Annotated in this window: 23 protein-coding genes and 1 tRNA gene; 8 read left to right on the top strand and 16 right to left on the bottom strand. The window is 25.3% G+C overall.

Annotated features, from left to right (window positions below; all coding sequences use genetic code 11):
- Entirely contained in the window at positions 1–1,704 is a 1,704-nt protein-coding gene (gene glnS / locus BPAA_RS02255) for a glutamine--tRNA ligase (RefSeq protein WP_432762339.1), read from the bottom strand.
- 75 nt (positions 1,705–1,779) lie between these two features.
- Here glnS and BPAA_RS02250 point away from each other — a divergent pair, with 75 nt between their 5' ends.
- Together BPAA_RS02250 and BPAA_RS02245 are read left to right on the top strand one after the other, a co-directional pair.
- A complete protein-coding gene (locus BPAA_RS02250; protein ID WP_015430049.1) occupies positions 1,780–3,054 on the top strand; it encodes a bifunctional folylpolyglutamate synthase/dihydrofolate synthase in 1,275 nt (424 codons plus the stop codon).
- Positions 3,054–3,129 (top strand) — tRNA-Val (locus tag BPAA_RS02245). Before BPAA_RS02250 ends, BPAA_RS02245 begins: the two co-directional genes overlap by 1 nt.
- Here the strand turns inward: BPAA_RS02245 and BPAA_RS03195 are convergent.
- The 8 genes from BPAA_RS03195 to BPAA_RS02210 all read right to left on the bottom strand — a co-directional run bounded on the left by BPAA_RS03195 (position 3,103) and on the right by BPAA_RS02210 (position 10,305).
- A complete protein-coding gene (locus tag BPAA_RS03195; RefSeq protein ID WP_490393079.1) occupies positions 3,103–3,462 on the bottom strand; it encodes a hypothetical protein in 360 nt (119 codons plus the stop codon). The two genes, BPAA_RS02245 and BPAA_RS03195, sit on opposite strands and share 27 nt — an antisense overlap.
- Positions 3,462–4,025: a tRNA (adenosine(37)-N6)-dimethylallyltransferase gene (locus BPAA_RS03190; protein ID WP_490393078.1), complete on the bottom strand. Its 564-nt coding sequence runs from the start codon at positions 4,023–4,025 to the stop codon at positions 3,462–3,464. Before BPAA_RS03190 ends, BPAA_RS03195 begins: the two co-directional genes overlap by 1 nt.
- Positions 4,022–5,110 (bottom strand): chorismate synthase, encoded by a 1,089-nt coding sequence (gene aroC / locus BPAA_RS02235; protein ID WP_015430048.1) that lies wholly within the window; start codon positions 5,108–5,110, stop codon positions 4,022–4,024. Before aroC ends, BPAA_RS03190 begins: the two co-directional genes overlap by 4 nt.
- Before the next feature lie 7 nt (positions 5,111–5,117).
- Positions 5,118–6,725, bottom strand: a complete 1,608-nt coding sequence (locus BPAA_RS02230) for a DEAD/DEAH box helicase (RefSeq protein ID WP_015430047.1) — start codon at positions 6,723–6,725, stop codon at positions 5,118–5,120.
- A 123-nt stretch (positions 6,726–6,848) separates the two neighbouring features.
- The gene (locus BPAA_RS02225) at positions 6,849–8,084 is read right to left on the bottom strand and encodes an MATE family efflux transporter (RefSeq protein ID WP_041178715.1); all 1,236 of its coding nucleotides are present in this window, start codon (positions 8,082–8,084) and stop codon (positions 6,849–6,851) included.
- Between the two features lie 160 nt (positions 8,085–8,244).
- Positions 8,245–9,366 carry a glycine cleavage system aminomethyltransferase GcvT gene (gene gcvT, locus BPAA_RS02220; RefSeq protein ID WP_015430045.1) on the bottom strand — a complete coding sequence of 374 codons (1,122 nt, stop codon included), beginning with the start codon at positions 9,364–9,366 and terminating at the stop codon, positions 8,245–8,247.
- Entirely contained in the window at positions 9,353–9,778 is a 426-nt protein-coding gene (locus tag BPAA_RS02215; RefSeq protein ID WP_015430044.1) for a 6-pyruvoyl trahydropterin synthase family protein, read from the bottom strand. The genes gcvT and BPAA_RS02215 overlap by 14 nt, the downstream gene beginning before the upstream one ends.
- Positions 9,757–10,305 carry an isopentenyl-diphosphate Delta-isomerase gene (locus tag BPAA_RS02210; protein ID WP_023469953.1) on the bottom strand — a complete coding sequence of 183 codons (549 nt, stop codon included), beginning with the start codon at positions 10,303–10,305 and terminating at the stop codon, positions 9,757–9,759. The genes BPAA_RS02215 and BPAA_RS02210 overlap by 22 nt, the downstream gene beginning before the upstream one ends.
- A 137-nt stretch (positions 10,306–10,442) precedes the next feature.
- On the opposite strand from BPAA_RS02210, the gene BPAA_RS02205 reads away from it, so the two are divergent.
- Positions 10,443–10,886, top strand: a complete 444-nt coding sequence (locus BPAA_RS02205; RefSeq protein WP_015430042.1) for a hotdog fold thioesterase — start codon at positions 10,443–10,445, stop codon at positions 10,884–10,886.
- A 2-nt stretch (positions 10,887–10,888) separates the two neighbouring features.
- Positions 10,889–11,938, top strand: coding sequence for a chorismate-binding protein (locus BPAA_RS02200; protein WP_015430041.1), 1,050 nt, complete (start codon positions 10,889–10,891; stop codon positions 11,936–11,938).
- On the opposite strand, the gene BPAA_RS02195 is transcribed toward BPAA_RS02200, so the two are convergent.
- Complete coding sequence (locus BPAA_RS02195) at positions 11,931–13,220, bottom strand: NAD(P)/FAD-dependent oxidoreductase (protein ID WP_015430040.1); 1,290 nt, start codon at positions 13,218–13,220, stop codon at positions 11,931–11,933. The genes BPAA_RS02200 and BPAA_RS02195 overlap by 8 nt on opposite strands.
- A gap of 85 nt (positions 13,221–13,305) precedes the next feature.
- Between BPAA_RS02195 and BPAA_RS02190 the strand changes: the two genes are divergently transcribed.
- Positions 13,306–14,019, top strand: a complete 714-nt coding sequence (locus tag BPAA_RS02190; protein WP_023469951.1) for a zinc metallopeptidase — start codon at positions 13,306–13,308, stop codon at positions 14,017–14,019.
- Here BPAA_RS02190 and BPAA_RS03120 read toward each other — a convergent pair.
- From BPAA_RS03120 to nusB, 4 genes are read right to left on the bottom strand one after another with little or no spacing between them, the layout of a single operon-like run.
- A complete protein-coding gene (locus tag BPAA_RS03120; protein WP_015430038.1) occupies positions 13,966–14,118 on the bottom strand; it encodes a 30S ribosomal protein THX in 153 nt (50 codons plus the stop codon). The genes BPAA_RS02190 and BPAA_RS03120 overlap by 54 nt on opposite strands.
- Before the next feature lie 2 nt (positions 14,119–14,120).
- Positions 14,121–14,762 (bottom strand): dephospho-CoA kinase, encoded by a 642-nt coding sequence (coaE, locus tag BPAA_RS02185; RefSeq protein WP_015430037.1) that lies wholly within the window; start codon positions 14,760–14,762, stop codon positions 14,121–14,123.
- Between the two features lie 29 nt (positions 14,763–14,791).
- The gene (yajC, locus tag BPAA_RS02180; RefSeq protein ID WP_015430036.1) at positions 14,792–15,091 is read right to left on the bottom strand and encodes a preprotein translocase subunit YajC; all 300 of its coding nucleotides are present in this window, start codon (positions 15,089–15,091) and stop codon (positions 14,792–14,794) included.
- Positions 15,092–15,119: 28 nt separating this feature from the next.
- On the bottom strand, positions 15,120–16,055 hold the full coding sequence (nusB, locus tag BPAA_RS02175; RefSeq protein ID WP_015430035.1) for a transcription antitermination factor NusB: 936 nt from the start codon (positions 16,053–16,055) through the stop codon (positions 15,120–15,122).
- A 108-nt stretch (positions 16,056–16,163) separates the two neighbouring features.
- Here nusB and BPAA_RS02170 point away from each other — a divergent pair, with 108 nt between their 5' ends.
- From BPAA_RS02170 to BPAA_RS02160, 3 genes are all read left to right on the top strand, one after another.
- The gene (locus tag BPAA_RS02170; RefSeq protein WP_015430034.1) at positions 16,164–17,912 is read left to right on the top strand and encodes an ABC transporter ATP-binding protein; all 1,749 of its coding nucleotides are present in this window, start codon (positions 16,164–16,166) and stop codon (positions 17,910–17,912) included.
- Between the two features lie 95 nt (positions 17,913–18,007).
- Positions 18,008–18,400 carry a DUF3276 family protein gene (locus tag BPAA_RS02165; RefSeq protein WP_015430033.1) on the top strand — a complete coding sequence of 131 codons (393 nt, stop codon included), beginning with the start codon at positions 18,008–18,010 and terminating at the stop codon, positions 18,398–18,400.
- Positions 18,401–18,555: 155 nt separating this feature from the next.
- Positions 18,556–19,035 carry a KdsC family phosphatase gene (locus tag BPAA_RS02160; protein WP_432762338.1) on the top strand — a complete coding sequence of 160 codons (480 nt, stop codon included), beginning with the start codon at positions 18,556–18,558 and terminating at the stop codon, positions 19,033–19,035.
- A gap of 84 nt (positions 19,036–19,119) precedes the next feature.
- Here the strand turns inward: BPAA_RS02160 and groL are convergent, their stop codons facing one another.
- Both groL and BPAA_RS02150 read right to left on the bottom strand, forming a co-directional pair.
- Positions 19,120–20,763, bottom strand: coding sequence for a chaperonin GroEL (gene groL, locus BPAA_RS02155; RefSeq protein ID WP_015430031.1), 1,644 nt, complete (start codon positions 20,761–20,763; stop codon positions 19,120–19,122).
- A gap of 56 nt (positions 20,764–20,819) precedes the next feature.
- Positions 20,820–21,098, bottom strand: a complete 279-nt coding sequence (locus BPAA_RS02150) for a co-chaperone GroES (protein ID WP_041178713.1) — start codon at positions 21,096–21,098, stop codon at positions 20,820–20,822.
- Positions 21,099–21,186: the final 88 nt, after the last annotated feature.

Genomic DNA, 21,186 nt, shown 5'->3' with positions numbered 1-21,186 from the left:
TTACTTTTCATTTTTTTTCCACTGGTTTTTTATAGATACTGTTTTATTGAAAATGATTTGATCATTTTTAATTTTACTATCCACATAAAAATATCCAATTCTTTGAAATTGAAAATGCTCTCCTTTTTTTGCTTTTTTTAAGGAAGGTTCTGCATAACCTATAATTTTATCTTGTGATTTAGGATTGATATGTTTATAAAAATCTATATCTGGATTTTTCTTTAAAAATAGGGGTTTATATAAATTTATCTTTATAGGAAAAGAATGTTTTATAGAGACCCAGTGCAAAGTGCTTTTTACTCTTCTTTTTTCTTCAATTTTATTTTTTTTTCCAGATTTACTTTTAGGATCATAAGTACAGTGTATTTCTTTTATTTCTCCTTCATCATTTTTTATTACAGAATTTGCTTTGATGATGTAAGCATTTTTAAGTCTTACTTCTTTTCCAATACAAAGACGAAAAAAATTTTCTTTTTCTTTTTCTAAAAAATCATCTTTTTCTATGTATAGGAATTTGGAAAAAGGAATTTTTCTATTTCCAAAATTAGAATTTTCTGGATTATTTTCTCCTTCAACCCATTCAGTAGTATCTGATGCATAATTGTCAATAATTAATTGAATTGGATGTAATACTACCATAGTTCTAAAAGCTATTTTATTTAAATGTTTTCTTACCCAAAATTCAAGAGAAGATATATCTATGATATTATTTCTTTTAGTGATTCCTATTTGATGAATAAAATTTTTTAAAGCAACAGAAGTATATCCTTTTTTTCGTAATCCAGATATTGTTAAAATACGTGGATCATCCCAAGATTGAATAACTTTTTTTTCAATTAAATATTGAATTTTTCTTTTACTGGTTATAGTATGACTTAAATTTAATCTTGAAAATTCTATTTGTTTAGGTCTGATTGTTTCTTTATTATTATCATCAATATAAATTTGATCTAAATACCAGTTATATAATGGGCGTCTATTTTCAAATTCCAAGGAACATAAAGAATGAGATATTTGTTCTATATAATCACATAATCCATGTGTCCAATCATAAGTAGGATAAATACACCATTTATATCTAGTTCTATGATGTTTTTTCCGTAAAATTCTATACATAATTGGATCTCGCATATTCATGTTTGAAGAACTCATATTAATTTTAGCTCTTAAAACACAAGTTCCTTCCCCAAAAAATCCGTTTTTCATTTTTTCGAAAAGAAAGAGATTTTCTTCTATAGATCTACTTCTATAATTGCTATTAATCCCTATTTCAAAAGGATTTTTTCTTTGAACTTGAATTATATTTTGAGATTGATCATCTACATAAGCTTTGTTTTCTTTAATTAATTTTATTGCCCATTTATAAAGTTTAGAAAAATAATCTGAAGCATAACTTTCATGATCCCAATGAAATCCTAAAAAAAGAATATCTTTTTTTATAGAATTTATAAAGTTTTTATTTTCTCCTATAGGATTAGTATCATCAAATCTTAAATTAATTGGAGATTTATATTTTTGACTTAACTCAAAATTTAAACATATGGCTTTTATATGTCCAATATGAAGAAAACCATTAGGTTCAGGAGGGAAACGGAATTTTATTTTCTTTATAGGAAATCCGTTTTTAATATCTTCCTCTATAATTTTTTCAATAAAATGTAGATGTGTCTTTATTTTAAAAAAAGAATTAAAAACCAATTTCAAAACGAATATAATCAATTTTTGTCTTGAAAAAAAATATATTTTTGTACTATGTTATTTTAATAAGGTTGATATTTTTTGAATTATACAGAAACAGTTCAATGGATTTTTAAACGTCTTCCAATCTATCAGAATACAGGATTAAAATCATATAAACCTGGTTTAAAAAGAATACAAAATTTTTGTTCTCATTTAGGAGATCCCCAAAATTACTTTCAAAGTATACATGTGGGAGGAACAAATGGGAAAGGATCTACAGTACATATGTTATCTTCTATTTTACAAGAAGAAAAATATAAAATAGGAATATTTACTTCTCCTCATTTAATAGATTTTAGAGAAAGAATAACCTGTAACGGTGTATTAATAGAAGAAGATTATCTTGTAAATTTTGTAAATGAAAATAAGAAATTTATAGAAAAAGAAAAAGTTTCATTTTTTGAAATGAACACAGCTTTAGCTTTTCAATATTTTAAAGAAAAAAAAGTAGATCTAGCAATTATTGAAGTAGGGATGGGAGGAAGATTAGATTCTACTAATTTGATAATTCCAAAAATATCTATAATTACAAATATTAGTCTAGATCATACAGAGACTCTTGGAAAGAATCAATTAAAAATTGCTTTGGAAAAAGCTGGAATTATAAAAAAAAACGTATCAGTAATAATAGGAAGAAAAATCTCGAAAGAGGTTCGATCTCTTTTTCTTCAAGAAGCTTTCAAAAAAAATGCCCCAATTTATTTTTCCGTAAAAACTAAAGAAGATTCTCAATATAAAATGCCTTTTAAAGCAGATTATCAAAATTTTAATCGAAGTGTTGTATTAAAAACTATAAGTATTTTAAATTACAGAAAAAATATCATAGTATCTAATCAATCAATACAAAAAGGATTAGAAAATGTAATAAAAAATACTAATTTCAAAGGTAGATGGCATATTTTACAAGAAAAAAATCCAAAAATAATTTGTGATATAGCTCATAATGAAGAAGGTATATATATGATTAGTAATCAATTAAAAAAAGAATCATATGAAAAATTACATTTAATTTTGGGTTTTGTAAAAGAAAAAAAAGTAGATCAATTGTTAAAGTATTTTCCTGTTGAATCTTTTTATTATTTTTGCCAACCTTCTATAGATAGAAAATATTCTATACATGATTTGTCAATATTAGTTAGTAAAATATTTAAAAATCATGAAAGAATAAATTTTTTTCCTTCTGTAAAGAAGGCTTTTTTATGTGCTAAAAATCAAGCTAATAAAAATGATTTGATTTTAATAAGTGGAAGTACGTTTGTTGTATCTGAAATCTTGTTATATTATAAAAATTTTTTCTTACATTTGAATAAATAGGGCAATTAGCTCAGTTTGGTTTAGAGCATCTGTTTTACAAGCAGAGGGTCACTGGTTCGAATCCAGTATTGCCCACTGTTTTTTTAGAATATATTCTAAGATTTTGTTTTTTTCCTTCGGATCAAACCATATAATTGATGAGTCTTTTCTATACCAGGTCAATTGTCTTTTTGCATATCTTCTAGTGTTTCTTTTTATTTTTTCTATACTTTGATTCAAATCATTTTTTTTTTCTGAAAAAAATTCAAAAATCTCTTGATAACCTATAGTTTGTAAACTATTTAAATTTTTATAATTATAATAGAGTTTAGCTTCATCTAATAGACCTATTTTCATCATATGATCTACTCTATTATTGATTCTAGAATAAATCTTATCTCTTGGCATTGTTAATCCTAATTTTAAAATTACAAAATTTCTTTTTTTTTTGTATTGTAAAAAAAAGAAGGATTTTTTCCTGTAGACTGAACTATTTCTAAATATCGAATTAAACGTGTAGGGTTATAAATATCTATTGATTCTCCTGGTTTTTTGAATTTAAAAAATTCTTTTTGTAAAAAGGAAATTCCTTTTTTTTTAAAATGATAAATCAAATGATTTCTAATATTCAAATTGACTTTAGGAAATTCTGATAACCCTTCTGTTATTGCTTTTTCATATAAACTAGATCCTCCTACCATAATTAATACAGAATGTTTAGTAAATAATTTTGAAATTTTTTTTAAAAAATCTATTTCAAACAATTTTGCATTGTAGATATGATGAATACTTAAATGTCCAATAAAATGATGAGGAACACGAGATAGTTCTTCTGTAGTAGGCATAGAAGTTCCTATTTTTAATTCCTTATAAAATTGTCTAGAATCACAAGATAAAATTTCAGTCTTTAATTTTTCAGCTAAAAACAAGGAGAGAAAAGTTTTTCCTACACAGGTAGGTCCTAAAATAAAAATGAGAAGTTTTTGATTCAATTTTTTTTTATTGAAGATAATTTAGATAATTTAGTATACATCCAATAATCTGCTAAAACTAAAGCGGTCATAGATTCAACAATAGGAATAGCACGAGGTAAAACACAAGGATCATGTCTTCCTTTTCCTTTCATAAGGACAAAATTACCATGTTTATCTATAGTTTTTTGTTCTTTCATTATCGTAGCTATAGGTTTAAAGGCAATTCTAAAATAAATATCCATTCCATTTGAAATTCCTCCTTGTATTCCTCCGGATAAATTTGTTTTGGTTGTTCCATCTTGTTGAAATAAATCATTATGTTGAGAACCAGTTATTTTAGTTCCATCAAATCCACTTCCATATTCAAATCCTTTTACAGCATTAATTGATAGCATCGCTTTTCCTAGTTCAGCATGTAATTTTTCAAAAACAGGTTCTCCAATTCCTATTGGAATGTTTTTAATCACACAAGTAATAATGCCCCCTATAGTATCTCCTTGATTTTTTATTTCTTGAATTTTGGATATCATTTTTTCCGCAACATCTGGATCTGGACATCTTATAGGATTTTTTTCTATTGATTCTCTAGACAAATCTAGCTCTTGATAAGATTTATTGATAGATATATCACCTACAGAAGAAACATAAGATGTAATTGTAATCTCTTTAATTAATTGTTTAGCAATAGCACCAGCTACAACTCTACATGTTGTCTCTCTTGCAGAAGAACGTCCTCCTCCTCTGTAATCTCTTATTCCATATTTTTTTTCATATGTAAAATCCGAATGTGACGGACGATAAACTTCTCGAATATGATGGTAATCATATGATTTATGATCTTGGTTAAAAATGATAAACCCAATGGGTGTTCCTGTAGTTTTATTATCAAAAATTCCAGATAAAAAATTTACTTCATCGGGTTCATTTCTTTGAGTGACTATAGATGATTGTCCAGGTTTTCTTCTATTTAATTCATATTGAATTTCTTTAAAATTTAATTCTATTCCTGCTGGACATCCATCAATAATTCCACCTAATGCTATTCCATGACTTTCTCCAAAAGTACTAACTCTGAACAAATTTCCAAAAATATTTCCTGCCATTACGAAACTAGTTTTTTATTTCTATTGAAATGGGTCTTCCTAAATGATTAATTCTGCTCATTCCTATTAATATTTTGTTTCTATAACGTTTTTCTACTTCAAATAATGAAAAATTTGATAAAATTCTTATGTGACCAATATTAATATGTGAATTATCAACTGCTTGGTTGATTAAGTTTATCAATCCTAATTTTGTTAGATTATCTTTAGATCCTATATTTAAAAACAGTTTTGAAAAAGTTTTTTTTTTTTTGTACGAGGAACTATAATTTTTTTTATAAAAAACAGGATTTAGATCTTTAGAATTTTCATAATAATTTATGAAATGATTAAATCCAATCCATGAAAAACGTTTTATTAATTCTTCTTTGTCAAGAAATTTTAAATTTTTTTGTATTTCAGGAAGAAATTTTTTCATCAATTTATCGTTTACGACTACTTTTTTAATTTTTTCTATAAAATAGAATAGTTGTTTTTCACATATTTCTTCTCCAGTAGGAACCATAACACGGTAAAAATTTTTTCCAATCTTTTTTTCAAAATCTCTTAAATTTCTAATTTCTTTGGTTTGAATAATACAAGCAGAAATCCCCGTATTTCCAGCTCTTCCAGTCCGTCCACTTCTATGGACATAAGTTTCACTTTCTTTTGGAAGATTGTAATTAATAACATGAGTTATATTATTTACATCTAATCCACGAGCGGCTACATCTGTAGCTACAAGAAATTGTAAGTTTTTATTTCTGAATCTGTTCATAACGGATTCACGTTGTGCTTGTGAAAGATCTCCATATAAAGCATCAGCATTATAACCATCTTTGATTAGGAATTCGGATATTTCTTTAGTTTCTTTTTTAGTTCCACAAAATATAATGCTATAAATATCAGGATTTATATCTAAAATTCTTTTCAAAGCTAAATATTTTTTATTCAATTTTTCTATTATATAATAGACGTGTTTAACATCATCGGAACCTATGTTTTTTTTCCCCATCACAATTTCTACAGGATCTATTAGATATTTGTGAGCTATAACATTCATATATCTAGACATTGTTGCCGAAAACAATAAACTTTGTCTTTTTTTCGGTAATTTTTCTATTATAGAATCTAATTCTTCTTTAAATCCCATATTTAACATTTCATCAGCTTCATCAAGTACTAAATATTGAATTTCACCAAAATATAATTTTTTTCTTTTGATTAAATCAAGAATTCTTCCTGGAGTTCCTACTATAATATGAGTTTTCCTTTTCAAGGATTGAATTTGTGAATTAATGTTTGCTCCTCCATATAAAGAAACAATTTTTATAAATGATGAAAATTTTGAAAATTGACAAAGATCACGTGTTATTTGTATACATAATTCTCTTGTAGGACATAAAATTAAAGCTTGAGGAGAAGTGTTTCTTAAATTCATTTTTTGAATGATTGGAAGTCCAAAAGCCGCTGTTTTTCCTGTTCCTGTTTGAGCTAATGCTATAATATCTTTTTCTGAAGACAACAAAAAAGGAATAACTTTTTCTTGTATTGGTGTTGGATATTTAAATCCAATATTTTCTATGGCTTGAATGATGTTATCGTCAAAAAAATTATATTCTTGAAATGTTTTCATGAAAAAATGATAAAAATGCTATTAAAATTTTAATTTTATACATATGTTTAACAACAAATATATATATTTAACACGAACTATAATATTATATGATGAATTATTTGTTTGAATATGAAATGTTTATTATTTCATTTCTCTTATTTTTTTAAGTATAGTTTTATATCTTATAAAAAGTAACATAGCTGATATTGTTAAACCAAAACCCAATCCAATCCACACTCCTATTCCTCCCATTTTAATAGACAAAAACCATGCTGTAGGTATGGCAATAATCCAATAAGAAAAAAAACTAATCCACATGGGAATATGAACATCTTGTAAACCTCTTAATGCTCCAAGAATAATTCCTTGTAATCCATCAGATAATTGAAAAAAACTAGCAATAACTATCATTTTTTCTGCAATTTTAACAACTTCTTCATCATTTTTGATATAGATATAAGGAATGGTACTTCGAAAGAAAAAAAAGAAAAAACTACAGATTAACATAAAAATAGTTCCCATAAAAAAAATAGATATTCCTGTTCTTTTTAATTCTAAATAATTTTTTAGAGCTAGTTGATTCCCTATTCTTATTGTAGCAGCTACAGAGAATCCTGTGCTAAGAAGAAAAGTGGAAGAAACTAAACTCATAACTATTTGATGAGCTGCTAATACTTTGATTCCACATCTTCCTGATATAAAAGAAGAAATGGCAAAAGCACTCATTTCAAATAACATATGTAATCCAGAAGGAATTCCAATTTTCAATATTTTTTTGATATATTTCTTTTCTAAAAAAAGATATTTTAATTGGTTATAATAATTATGTACTTTTTTGTATTGAGACAACAAAATCAAAATTCCGATCAACATCGTTATTCTAGATATTAGAGTAGCATAAGCAACACCAACAATCCCTAATTTCGGAAAACCATATTTTCCGTGAAGAAATATATAATTTAATATGATATTAATAAAAGCGGAAATCCAAGTTACAATCAAACCAGGAAATACCAAAGATAATCCTTCTGAAAATTTTCTAAAAACTTCAAATATCATCCAAGGGATAAAAGAGATGGATACTACTTTCAAAAAAGAAATAGTTTCATTCAATATTTCTTTAGGTTGTCCTAAATAAGGAAAAATATAGCAAAACACTTGTATTAATCCATATATTAATACAGATAAAAAAAAATTTAAAACTAATCCATGATAGAAAATAATAGCCCCATTTTTATACTCTTGTTTCGCATCTGTAGATGCGATTAAAACAGAAATAGCTGTAGATATTCCAAAACCAAAAATGATCATAATAAAAAAAACAGCATTAGATAATGAAACTGAAGCTAAAGCTTTTTTTCCTAAAAGACCAACCATTATATTATCAGATAACCCTATACATATTATACCTAACTGGGTAAAAAATACAGGAATAGCTAACAAAAAATTTTGTTGAAAATGCTTTAAATATATGATTCTGTTTTCCTTTTTGATAGAACTATGATTTTTTTCTAATTTGATAGAATCAACTATTTATTTAATTTTTAATTTTTATAAAAGGTAATTTAACCATTTTCACGGGTATCTTTTTTTCTTTTATCAGAACAAATACAGAGTTTTCTTTTTTTTGATTTGTTGTTAAATATCCTATTCCAATACCTTTTTTTAGAACTGGAGAGTAAACACCAGAAGTTACATAACCAATAGGTCTTTCATTTTCATCTATTAATAAGTGTCCTTGTCTTGGAATTTTTTTTTCTTCTTTAACAAGAAAAGATATAAACCTTTTGTATTTTCCTTCTTTTTTTTGTTTTTGTAATATTTTTTTGGCTATAAATTTTTTTTCAAATTTAATTATCCAAGACAAATTGGCTTCTATAGGAGTTATTTTTTCAGAAATATCTTGTCCATATAATCGATATCCCATTTCTAATCTCAATGAATTTCTGCTTGCTATTCCACAAGGAATTATTTTGTTTCTTTCTATTTTTAGAATCTCATTCCATATTTTTTGTGCATTTTCATTGGAAACATAAACTTCTATTCCTTTAGATCCTGTATATCCTGTTCTAGAAATTAATACATTTTTTATTCCTGAAAATTCTCCTATTTTAAAATGATAAAAAGAAATTTTATTTAATAAAATATTTGTTAATCTTTGAGTATAAAATAAAGATAATGGACCTTGAATAGCTAAAAGAGAATATTCTAAAGAATTATCTATCAATTCTATATCACTATATTCATATTTTTTGATATAATCATTAATCCATTTTTTATTTTTTTCAATATTAGCAGCATTTACTATAAGTAAAAATTTTTGTTCTGAAATTTTATAAATGACTAAATCATCTATGATTCCTCCTTTATCATTAATTAAACAAGTATATTGAGCTTGTCCAATTTTTATTTTAGAGATATCATTTGTGGTTAAATATTGAATGATATCTTCAGAATGCTTTCCTTTTAAGATAAATTTTCCCATATGACTGACATCAAAAATTCCAGCATAATTTCTTACATGCATATGTTCCGTTAAAGAAGAAGTATATTGAAGTGGCATGTAAAATCCGGAATAATTAACCATTTTAGCTCCTAAACAGATGTGATTATCATATAAAATTGTCTTTTTAATAATATTTTTTTTATTTTCCGTCATATTCAACAAAATTATTTTTTGTTTCGTACAAAGTTATTTTTAATTTTAAATCAGGGGATATTTTTTTATTTATTCTATTCCACATGAAAATGACAATGTTTTCTATAGTGGGATTTATAGATGAAAATTCTATAATATCTAAATTAATATTTTTATGATCAAACAGTTTTTCTATTTCATCAGAAAGAATACTTTTCAATTTTTGTAAATTGAAAACAAAACCCGTTTCAGGATCTATCTTTCCTGTAATGCTTACGATATATTCATAATTATGCCCATGATAGTTGAGATGAGCACATTTTCCAAATATTTCAATATTTTTTTTATAATTCCAATGATTATTATAGAGCCTATGTGCTGCACTAAAATAGCCTTTTCTATTTATAGTAGCTATCGTATTTTTTTTATACATTTTAATTGATTTAAATGATTTTTCATAATAATTTTTAACCAAATGGTATAAGAATCTGGATAAGTATGAATATTTTCAATTAATTCATTTAATGAAATCCATTTCCAATTATCTACTTCTTTAAAATTTATAATTGGGGATTTTTCATAAAATCCGACAAAAACATGATCTAATTCATTTTCTATTAACCCATTACTAAAAAATTCATGATAATTAAAGCTAAATCTTTGTTCCAAAAAACAATCGAAACCCATTTCTTCTATCAAACAACGATGTGCTGCTTTTAAAATAGATTCGTTTTTTTTAGGATGACTGCAACAAGTATTTGTCCAAAGTGAAGAAGAATGATATTTTTTTGAAGATCTTTTTTGCAACATTAAATCGTTTTCTAGATTAAAAATAAAAACAGAAACAGCACTATGTCGTAATCCTTTTATATGAATTTTTTCTTTCTCTTCAAATCCTACAATTTGATTCTCCATTCCTATTAAAGGAATCAGATCTTCTGAATCTTGTTTTTTTTTCATATTCACTAATTTTTTTTTGATTTGATATGTTGTTTTTTTTATAAAATAATATAATGTAAAAATGTAAATTGGTTGGTATATAATTTGTATATAAATAAGAATAATAAATCTTGTTTTGTATTTTTTTTTCTATTGATATGAGAAAAAGAACTCAAGAATTATTAAATCAGTTAAATGATTTGAAAAAAAATACATTGATAAACATAATGCAAATTCAATTTATTTTTTTGTCAAACCAATTAGATACACTGATAGCAAAAATGCCTATAAATTCTAAAATATTTCAACCTTTTGGTTTTTTACATGGAGGAGCAACTATAATTTTAGCTGAAAGTGTTGGAAGTTCTATTTCTTTTATAAATATTATAAATGAAAAAAAAAACAATTTTAATGTTTTTAGCATTGAAATTTCTACAAATCATATTCGATCCATAAAAATAAAAAAAGGAATTCTGTTTGCCAAAGCAAAAATTTTTCATAAGGGAAATATTTTACATTTTATTCAAGTTCATATTTATGATGAAAAAGAAAATATTATTAGTTTTTGTAAATTAACTAATATCATAATTCCGAAAAAATAAACATGTCAACAGAAATTAGTGTTTTCTCTTTATATAAAAAAATTATAAAAAATTATTATAACCATAATAATTTTGTTGTTTTTAAAAAACCTTATGATAAAAAAATATTTTTTTATTCCCACTATGATTATTCTTTGGGCGTAAAATTTTTTTTAATTCAAAATTTTAAACACGATCATACCATAAAAATATATCCAAAAAATATCTACACAGTAGATATCCAAAAATTTTATAAAAAAACAAATATTTTCCCTTCTTTTTGGGAAAAAAATTCTTCTTTTTTAACAGATTCTTGCAAATATAAAAAATTAATAAAAGATGCTATTGAAAATATAAAAAAAGGATTTCTAAAAAAAGTTGTTTTATCCAGATTTATAAAAATTCCTTTTCGAAACTTTTATTTCAAAAATACATTTATAAAATTAATTCATGCTTATCCCAATGCTTTAATTAGTCTTTGGTATAATTTTCATTATGGATTTTGGATGGGATGTTCTCCTGAATTATTAATAGAATGTCATAATAAAAAATTAAAAATTTCAGCTTTAGCAGGTACCATTTGGGGATCTAAAAAATGGACAAAAAAAGAAACAGAAGAACATAAAATTGTAATAAAATATATTCTTCATTTATTAAAATCTTATAAAGGTTCTATTCACATAGAAAATACAAAAATTATAAAAATAGGTCATTTAAAACATTTAGAAACTCTAATTCATTTTTCATTTTATGAAGAACCTAATTACTATGAAATATTAAATTGTTTACATCCTACACCTTCTATATGTGGATATCCCAAAAAAAAATCTTTAGATTTTATTTATAAAAATGAAGGATACGAAAGACAATTTTATACAGGATATATTGGAATAGTCCATCAAAATGACATGGAATTATATCTGAATTTAAGATGTGTAAAAATAAAAGAAGATAAAAAAGAAATGATTTTATATGCCGGTAGCGGAATTACTGTGGATAGCAATATCTATCAAGAATATATGGAAACAGAAAATAAAATAAAAAATATTCTTTCTCAACTTGTTTTTAAATGATTTTTTTTTTTCTATGAAATGGTCTTATAATTAGACGTACGCTTTTATGATAATGAAAATATTGAATAATCCAATTTGTTAGAGCTATTACTCTATTTCTAAAACCTACTAAACTGACTAAATGAACAAACATCCAAACAATCCATGCTAAAAAGCCTTTTAATTTTAAATAGGGAAAATCACATACGGCTTTATTTCTTCCAATAGTAGCCATAGAACCTAAATTTTTGTAAATAAAAGGTTTCATTTTAATATTATCATCTAAAAAACAATTCAAATTTTTAGCTAAACAATTTCCTTGCTGTATAGCAGGTTGAGCTGTCATAGGATGACCATTAGGATAATGTTGATTTGTATTCATAAAAGCAACATCTCCAATAGCAAAAATATTTTTATATCTTATGGTTTTAAGATTATTGTCAACTAAAATTCTATTTCCTTTTATATCTTCTTTTAAAAATCCATTAATAATAGCACCTTTTACTCCTGCAGCCCATATCACGTTAGAAGATTCTATTTTTTGATTTTTTTCCATAAAAACTATTTCTCCGTTATAATCTTTCACTAAAGAATTTAACCAAATAATAACACCTAATTCTTTCAAATTTTTATAAGCTTGTTTAGCTGATTTCTTAGACATTCCATCTAATAATCTAGAAGTAGCTTGTAATAAATGAATATTCATATGTTGAATATCTAAATCAGGATAATCATGTGGTAATACGTATTTTTTCATTTCGGCTAAAGCTCCAGCTAGTTCAACCCCAGTAGGCCCTCCTCCTACAATGACAAAAGTCATAAGTCTCACTTTCTTTTTTTCATCTTTTGTTAATAAAGCTGATTCAAAATCTTGTAAAATAAGACTTCTTAAATTTAAAGCTTCTGGAATAGATTTCATGGGTAAGGCAAAAGATTCTATATTTTTATTTCCAAAATAATTGGTCACAGATCCTGTTGCCATAATTAAATAGTCGTAAGATAAATTTCCTACACTCGTATATATTTTTTGTTTTTTTGTGTTGATATAATGAACAATAGTCAATCTAAAGAAAAAATTTTTTGTTTTTTTTATAATATTTCTAATAGAATGTGCAATAGAATCTGGTTCTAACCCTGCTGTAGCTACTTGATACAATAGGGGTTGAAAAGTATGATAATTGTTCTTATCTATAAGAACCACTTGAAATTTATCTCTTCTTAATTTTTTTGCTACTTGTAACCCTGCAAATCCAGCACCAATAATAACGACTCTTTTTAGGTTGTTGACTCTTGGTATATTCATAGTCAAAAATTTGACATCAAGCTAATTTATATATATTTTTATTTTATTCAATAAATTAATAATTTTGTTCAAAAAAAAGATTTTTATGACTTACTATTTTATTGTAGGGGGTACTGTTTTGTTAAGTATTATTGTCAATTTCATATTGAAAAATAAATTTAGGAATTATTCTAAACTATATTTGCATTCATGTATGAGTGGAAAGGAAATTGCAGAAAAGATGTTAGCAGATCATGGGATCTACGATGTGAATGTTCTTTCTGTAGAAGGGGAATTAACTGATCATTATAATCCCATAAATAAAACAATTAATTTGAGTGAAAAAGTTTATAATGATAGTACTGCAGCTTCAGTGGCAGTGGCAGCTCATGAATGTGGTCATGCTTTGCAACATCGATTAGGTTATAATTTATTAAAATTACGAAATCATTTAATTCCTATTTTGAATTTAAGTTCTAAATTTATTAATATAGCGATAATATCTGGATTAACTATTTTTTATAATTCAGGAGGAAATAATTCTTTGATTTTAAAACTAGGAATAGGATTATTTTTTTTAGTTGTGATTTTTTCTTTTATCACATTACCTATAGAATTTGACGCAAGTAATAGAGCTTTAACATGGTTAAGAAATAAAAATGTGGTGAATTATCAAGAATATCATAAAGCAAAAGAATCGTTAAATTTGGCTGCCATGACTTACGTTATTTCAGCTTTTGGTTGTTTAGCTCAATTGATCTATTTTTTATCGGTTTTCAACGGTAGTAGTAGCAGTACTAGAAAAGATGAGCATTTTTAATTTTTTTTTTCTTGCATTTCTTCTTGGATTTGGACGAAGATTTCCATAGGTTTTATTTCTTATTTTTCCTCTTCTAGTTTTTTTATCTCCTTTTCCCATATTTATTTTTTTTGTGTAATGAATTTTTCTAATAGTTTATGTATTCTATCTGCTTTTTTTTGTAAATGGTATGTAGATAAATAATTTTCAATTACAAAATTGGATTTTTTTTCTCTTTTTTTATTGGATATTTGATTTTTAAATCGATCTATGATTTGGTGTTCATTTAGATTATCTCTTTTTATTATTCTTTCGATCATATTTTTTTTAGGTGAAGTTATAGTTATAATGAAATCACATTCCTTATAACTTTTACTTTCAAATAAAATAGCAGATTCCTTTATAACATATAAAGTTTTTTTTTGTATTCTAATAATAGATGACATCCACTGTTTAAAATCTAATGATATCCATGGATGTACAATCGTACATAGTAATTTTAATGCTATAGGATTTTTGAATACAATTTCAGATAAATAAGTTCTATTTATTTTATCTTTTCTATAAGAATCTGTACCAAAATATTTTATAACATTTTGTTTTATAATTTTGACTTGATTCATTAATATTTTTCCTCTTTGATCTGAAGAATAAACAGGAATTCCTTTTTTTTTCAAAAAGAAAGAAAATAAACTTTTTCCAGATCCCATTTTTCCCGTTATTCCTATCAATTTTATTTTTTGATTCTTTGTATTTTCGATCATTGTTTATTTATTATGATTTCTGGTTGTTGTTATTTATTACTACTATAACGTAATTGGGTTAATTCTTTTGAAATTGTATTTTTTTCAAGTTTTACTTTTCCCATGATAGTTTCTAGTATACAAAAATGATCTGTTATATCTATAATTTTACCATGTATTCCTGAATTTGTCACAATATAATTTCCTATTTTTAAATCTTCCTGAAATTTTTTTTCAATTTTTTGTCTTTTGATTTGAGGACGTATCATAAAAAAGTAAAATATGATAAATATCAATACAAACATCAGAATGGTGTTTGCAATAGAATTTTGTTGTAATGAAAAAAACATAATATAATATTTTAAGTAAACTTACTATTTATATGAGTCCTTTTCCTATTTTAAATATTCTATTTTTTTTATATAAAAATTTGAATATTTGATCTAATATACCATTAATAAAAATTTTGCTTTTTTCCATACAAAATATTTTCGTAATTTCTATATACTCATTCATAGTTGCTTTAGGAGGAATATTTGGAAAATATAAAAATTCGCAAGTAGCCATTTGCAATATAATCAAATCTATAATTGCTATTCTTTTTATATCCCAATTACATGATATATCGTTAATTAAACGATTAAATTCTTCTTTGTGAAAAATTGTGTTCCTATATAAATTAATAACAAATTTCTTATTTTCATTATTTTTGTAAATATTATACAATTTAAAATTTTGAGGAGTGGAATAATTGATAAATTGTAAGGTTTTACACACCATAGTATGAGCAAGGGATAAATCCTCTTTTCCATGAAAATAATATAAATCTTCTATATATTCTATTAATTTTGTATTTGAAATAACAAAGTCTTTATAATATTTTATTAAAAATCTTTTTTCTTCTTCAAAAGAAGAACAGGTTTTTATAGAATATTTTTTGCAAAAATTTGATTCTGGCATTTTTTGCAATAATATAAAAATATATTCGTATTGTTGGTTCCACCAAATTTTTTCGGAATTTTTTGTAGAACGATATTCCTCTATTAAATATTTATTTTTGGATAGTATTTTTATTACTGAATTATATGCAATTTTTTGTATAAAATTTGTTTTATAATTTTTATTACAGAAATTTTTTTTCATAGCATTTTCTCTAATTTTTAAAATTAAATAGAGAAGAAAAATATAAAGATGATGTAATGATTCAATACTTTGAAGCATATTTTCTTCAACTTTTTTGGAATCCATTTTTGATAAATGTTGAGCATATAAAAACTGTAAACTTCTTATTCTAAAGTGTCGTCTTACTGACATTTTTTATTATAATAATGTTGATTTTTTATGCAAAACAAAATTTTTGTACAATAATTTATATAAATATAAAAAATCAAAACTTAAAAAAGTTGTATTTTTGTATGTTATATGAGTGGTTTATTTGCTTTTAGCAAAAGATATTGTCGAAAGTACAAATTTCGTTTGTGTATAGGGTTTTTATTAATTTTAGTATCTAATATTTTAACTTTATTTCCTATTCCTTATATAGGAAAATCTGTTAATACCATCAAAAATCTGTTTATAAATTTTTCAAATTCATCAACCTCTTTCTCTGTTTTTTTGAAAAAAGACATTTGTATTTATGCCAGTATTATATTAATAGTTCCAATTATAGGTGGAGTTGTTAAATATCATATGCGACAATGTATAATTACTACGTCTAGAATGATAGAATTTGATATAAAAAATGAAATTTTTTCACATTATCAAAAATTGAGTTTGTCTTTTTATAAAAAAAATTCTACAGGTGATTTAATGAACCGTCTCACAGAAGACGTTTCTTTTATAAGACAATATATAGGTCCTGGAATAATGTATTTTTTAAATCTTATCATTCTTTTTTTGATGGTTTTTATGCAAATGTTACGGATTAATAAGATACTGACTTTTTATGTTATTTTACCCATTCCTATTCTTTTTATTTTGATCTATTGTATCAGTATTTATATTAACAATAAAAGCGAAGAAGTTCAAAAATTTCAATCTATTATCTGTTCTTTTATACAAGAAACCTTTTCAGGAATTCATATTATAAAATCATTTGTATCAGAATCTTTTTTTCAAGAAAAACATAGAAAAATTATATTAGGATATAAAAAAAAAAATATAGAATTAGCTAAAATTGACACTATATTATCTTCTGTTATTATATTTTTCATAGGAATTTGTCATTTATTAATTCTGTTTTTTGGAGGAAAAAAATATTTCGAAGGAGAAATTAAAGAAATTGGAACTATTGCTGAATTCTTTACATATATAAATGTTTTAATTTTTCCTTTCATTATATTAGGATGGGTTGTTTCTATCTCAGAAAGAGCTAAAGTATCACTAATTCGTATTAGTGAATTTTTGAAAGTAAAACCTGAAATTTTGAATAAAAATTTCATAAAAACAAAAATTTTTGGAAAAATTCAATTTAAAAATGTAAGTTTTTTTTATTGTAATCAAAAAAATCAATATAATTCAATACAATACAGTAAAAATCATACAGTTAGTAAAGTATCCTTTACTTTAATGAAAGGAAAGACGTTAGTTTTAACGGGAGAAACAGGTTCAGGAAAAACAACTATAGGAAGATTAATATCCCGTTTATATGATCCTCATAAAGGAGAAATTTTAATAGATAATTTATCTTTAAAAGATCACAATTTGTATAATTTTAGAAAAAACATTGGTTATGTTCCTCAAGAATCTTTTCTTTTTTCAGATTCTATTTACAATAATATAGCTTTAGGAAGTGTAAAACAAATAACTCCATATAAAGTATATGATGCAGCTAGAATAGCTATGATAGAAAATGATATTTTAAATTTTAAAAAAGGATATGAAACCATCATAGGAGAAAGAGGTATAACTTTATCTGGAGGACAAAAACAAAGAATATGTATAGCTAGAGCTATCATTAGATACCCAAAGATTCTTATATTTGATGATAGTTTTTCTGCTATAGATCAAAAAACCAGAAAACAAATTATTCGTTCTGTTAAAAAAACAATGAAATATAGTACTGTTATTATTATAACTCATGATATTTCTTATATTTCCGATTTTGATTTATTCATTGTTTTAAAAAACGGAAAAATATCAAAAATAGAAAATCATAATATTTTTTTATGAAAAATTCATTTTATTTAAATAATTATAATAAAAAAGTAGGATGGCCCATTTTTTTTGTTTAGATTTGCTGAGTTAGGATTATAATATTTTTTGAAATGGACGAAAAAGAAAATATCAAAGAAAGAAATGAAATTTGTTCACGAACTCTAAAAACTGGTAGTAGAACTTATTTTTTTGATGCAAGAGAAACAAGAGCTGGTGATTATTATTTGACAATAACCGAAAGCAAGAAAAATTTTTCTGAAACAGGAGAAGTAACTTACAAAAAACATAAAATTTATTTGTATAAAGAAGATTTTTCAAAATTTCAAAGTATACTTGATGATATGATTCGATTTATTATTAATGAAAAAGGAAGAGAGGTCATTTCAGAACGTCATCAGAAAGATTTTAAAAATCATACTACATACAATCAAGAAATTAAAGAAGTTCAAAAAAAAACATCAGAAGTAAAAAATTTTACAAATATTAATTTCGAAGATATTTAAAGAAAATATGTATTTATTTTGAATTTTTTTACATTTTCTTTCTTTTTATTCCTTTAGACTGTAGTAAAAAGAAAAGGGGAGGTTTTTTTTTAAAAAAAACAGTCCTAATAAATGATGTTTACATGTTTGAATATATGGAAAATTATATAAGTATAATGAATCATATTAATACTTTCATATTTGATGTAGATGGAGTATTGACGGATTGCACTTTAAATTTATTTCCAGATGGAAATCTTGGAAGAAAAATGTTTGCTAAAGATGGATATGCAATACAATTAGCAAGAAAAAAAGGATATAATTTATGTATTATAACAAGAGGTTCGGATTTAATGGTTTTCAGACGTTTGAGAGAATTGAATATATCTTACATCTATCAAGGAGTAGATAATAAAAAAAAATATTTAGATGAATATTGCAAGATTTTAAATCTTACTAAAAAAGAAATTCTCTATATGGGAGATGATATACCTGATATTGAGATTATGAAATCTGTAGCGTTACCTTGTTCTCCGATAGATGCAGTTCAAGAAGTCAAAGACATATCTAAATATATTTCTCCCAAAAAAGGAGGAAAAGGATGTGTAAGAGATGTGATCGAACGAACTTTAAAAATTCAAAAAAACTGGTTCTAATCATTTATTTTAGTAATGTGTAGTAAGTAACTCAAAAAAAATAGTGCCTTTTTAAAGACACTATTTTTTTTGAGTTACAGACTTTTACATCATTCCTCCCATTCCTCCTCCTCCAGCTCCAGGCATTGGAGGTGTAGCATTTGATTCGTCTTTCTTAATTTCTGTAACAACACATTCAGTAGTTAACAACATTCCTGATACAGAAGAAGCATTTTCTAATGCAACTCTAGCTACTTTAGTAGGATCTATAATTCCTTCTACTATCATATTTTTATATTCTCCAATTTTGGCGTCGTATCCGAAATCTCCTTTTCCTTCTGCTACTTTGGCTACAACAACAGATCCTTCTCCTCCTGCATTAGCTACAATTTGACGTAAAGGTTCTTCAAGAGATCTTCTTACAATTTGTATTCCCGTATCTTGATCCACATTGTCTCCTGTTGTTTTTTCTAAAGACTTAATAGCACGAACTAAAGCCACTCCTCCTCCAGCTACTATTCCTTCTTCTACCGCAGCTCTAGTAGCATTTAAAGCATCATCTACACGATCTTTTTTTTCTTTCATTTCAACTTCAGAAGCCGCTCCAACATAAAGAACAGCAACCCCTCCAGCCAATTTTGCAAGACGTTCTTGCAATTTTTCCTTATCATAATCGGATGTTGTAGATTCTATTTGAGCTTTAATTTGATCTACACGTGCTCTTATATCTTTTTTACTTCCTCCTCCATTGACTATAGTAGTATTATCTTTATCTATGATAACTCTTTCTGCTTTTCCTAACATATGTAATTTCACATCTTCTAATTTACTTCCTGTTTCCTCAGAAATTACAGTTCCCCCTGTTAAAATAGCTATATCTTCCAACATTGCTTTTCTTCTATCTCCAAAACCAGGAGCTTTAATAGCTGCCACTTTCAAAGTTCCTCGTATTTTATTGACCACTAATGTGGCTAATGCTTCTCCTTCTACTTCTTCAGATATAATTAATAAAGGTTTTCCAGATTGAGCTACAGGTTCCAATATAGGCAACAAATCTTTCATTGCTGCTATTTTTTTGTCAGATAATAAAATTTGAGGTTGGTCAAATTCTGTTATCATTTTTTCAGTATTTGTTACAAAGTAAGGAGATTGATATCCTCTATCAAACTGCATTCCTTCAACAACATCTACAGATGTATCTGTCCCCTTTGCTTCTTCAACGGTAATGACTCCTTCTTTTCCTACTTTTTCAAAAGCATCAGCTATCAAAGCTCCAGTTTTTTCATCATTATTTGCAGAAATAGAAGCTACTTGTTTTATTTTTTCTGTATTTCCTCCAACTTCTCTAGATTGTTTTTTTAAGTCTAAAACAACTACTTCTAATGCTTTATCTATTCCTCTTTTTAAATCCATAGGATTAGCTCCAGCTGCTACATTTTTTAATCCTTCTCTAACAATAGCTTGAGCTAATACAGTAGCGGTTGTTGTTCCATCTCCAGCCACATCATTAGTTTTAGATGCTACCTCTTTAACCATTTGAGCACCAAGATTTTCTATAGAATCTTCTAATTCAATTTCTTTAGCCACAGTTACTCCATCTTTAGTTACTTGAGGTCCTCCAAAGGATTTTTGTAATACAACATTTCGTCCTTTTGGTCCTAAAGTAACCTTTACGGCATTTGCTAATGCATCTACCCCTTTTTTTAATTTATCTCTTGCTTCAATATCAAATTTAATATCTTTTGCCATAATTTTTTAAATTTTAATAAATTTTTCTGATTTTATTCTTTCTAATTAGTTATGAATCATATGATAGCTATAACATCAGATTCTCGCATAATGAGATATTCTTCTCCTTCCCATTTCAGTTCCGTACCAGAATATTTACCATACAAAATTCTATCCCCTTTTTTTAGATTCATAGGTTCATCTTTTTTTCCTTTCCCTACGGCAATTATTGTTCCTTTTTGTGGTTTTTCTTTTGCTGTATCAGGAATAATAATACCTGAAGCTGTTTTGTTTTCAGCAGGATCAGGTTGCACAAGAACGCGATCTGCTAAAGGTTTAATCTTTACTTCCACCATATAATAATTAATTTTTAAAGTTAACGGTTCTAATTGTCCAAAAAGCCAAAAACATGCCAAATGAAAAAACTTTCAAGTTTTTTCATTA

It is taken from the genome of Blattabacterium cuenoti BPAA (assembly GCF_000348805.1).
GTDB classification, from domain to species: domain Bacteria; phylum Bacteroidota; class Bacteroidia; order Flavobacteriales; family Blattabacteriaceae; genus Blattabacterium; species Blattabacterium cuenoti_B.
Note: the sequence above shows the minus strand (reverse complement) of the source record. Positions and strands in the feature narration are given on the sequence as shown.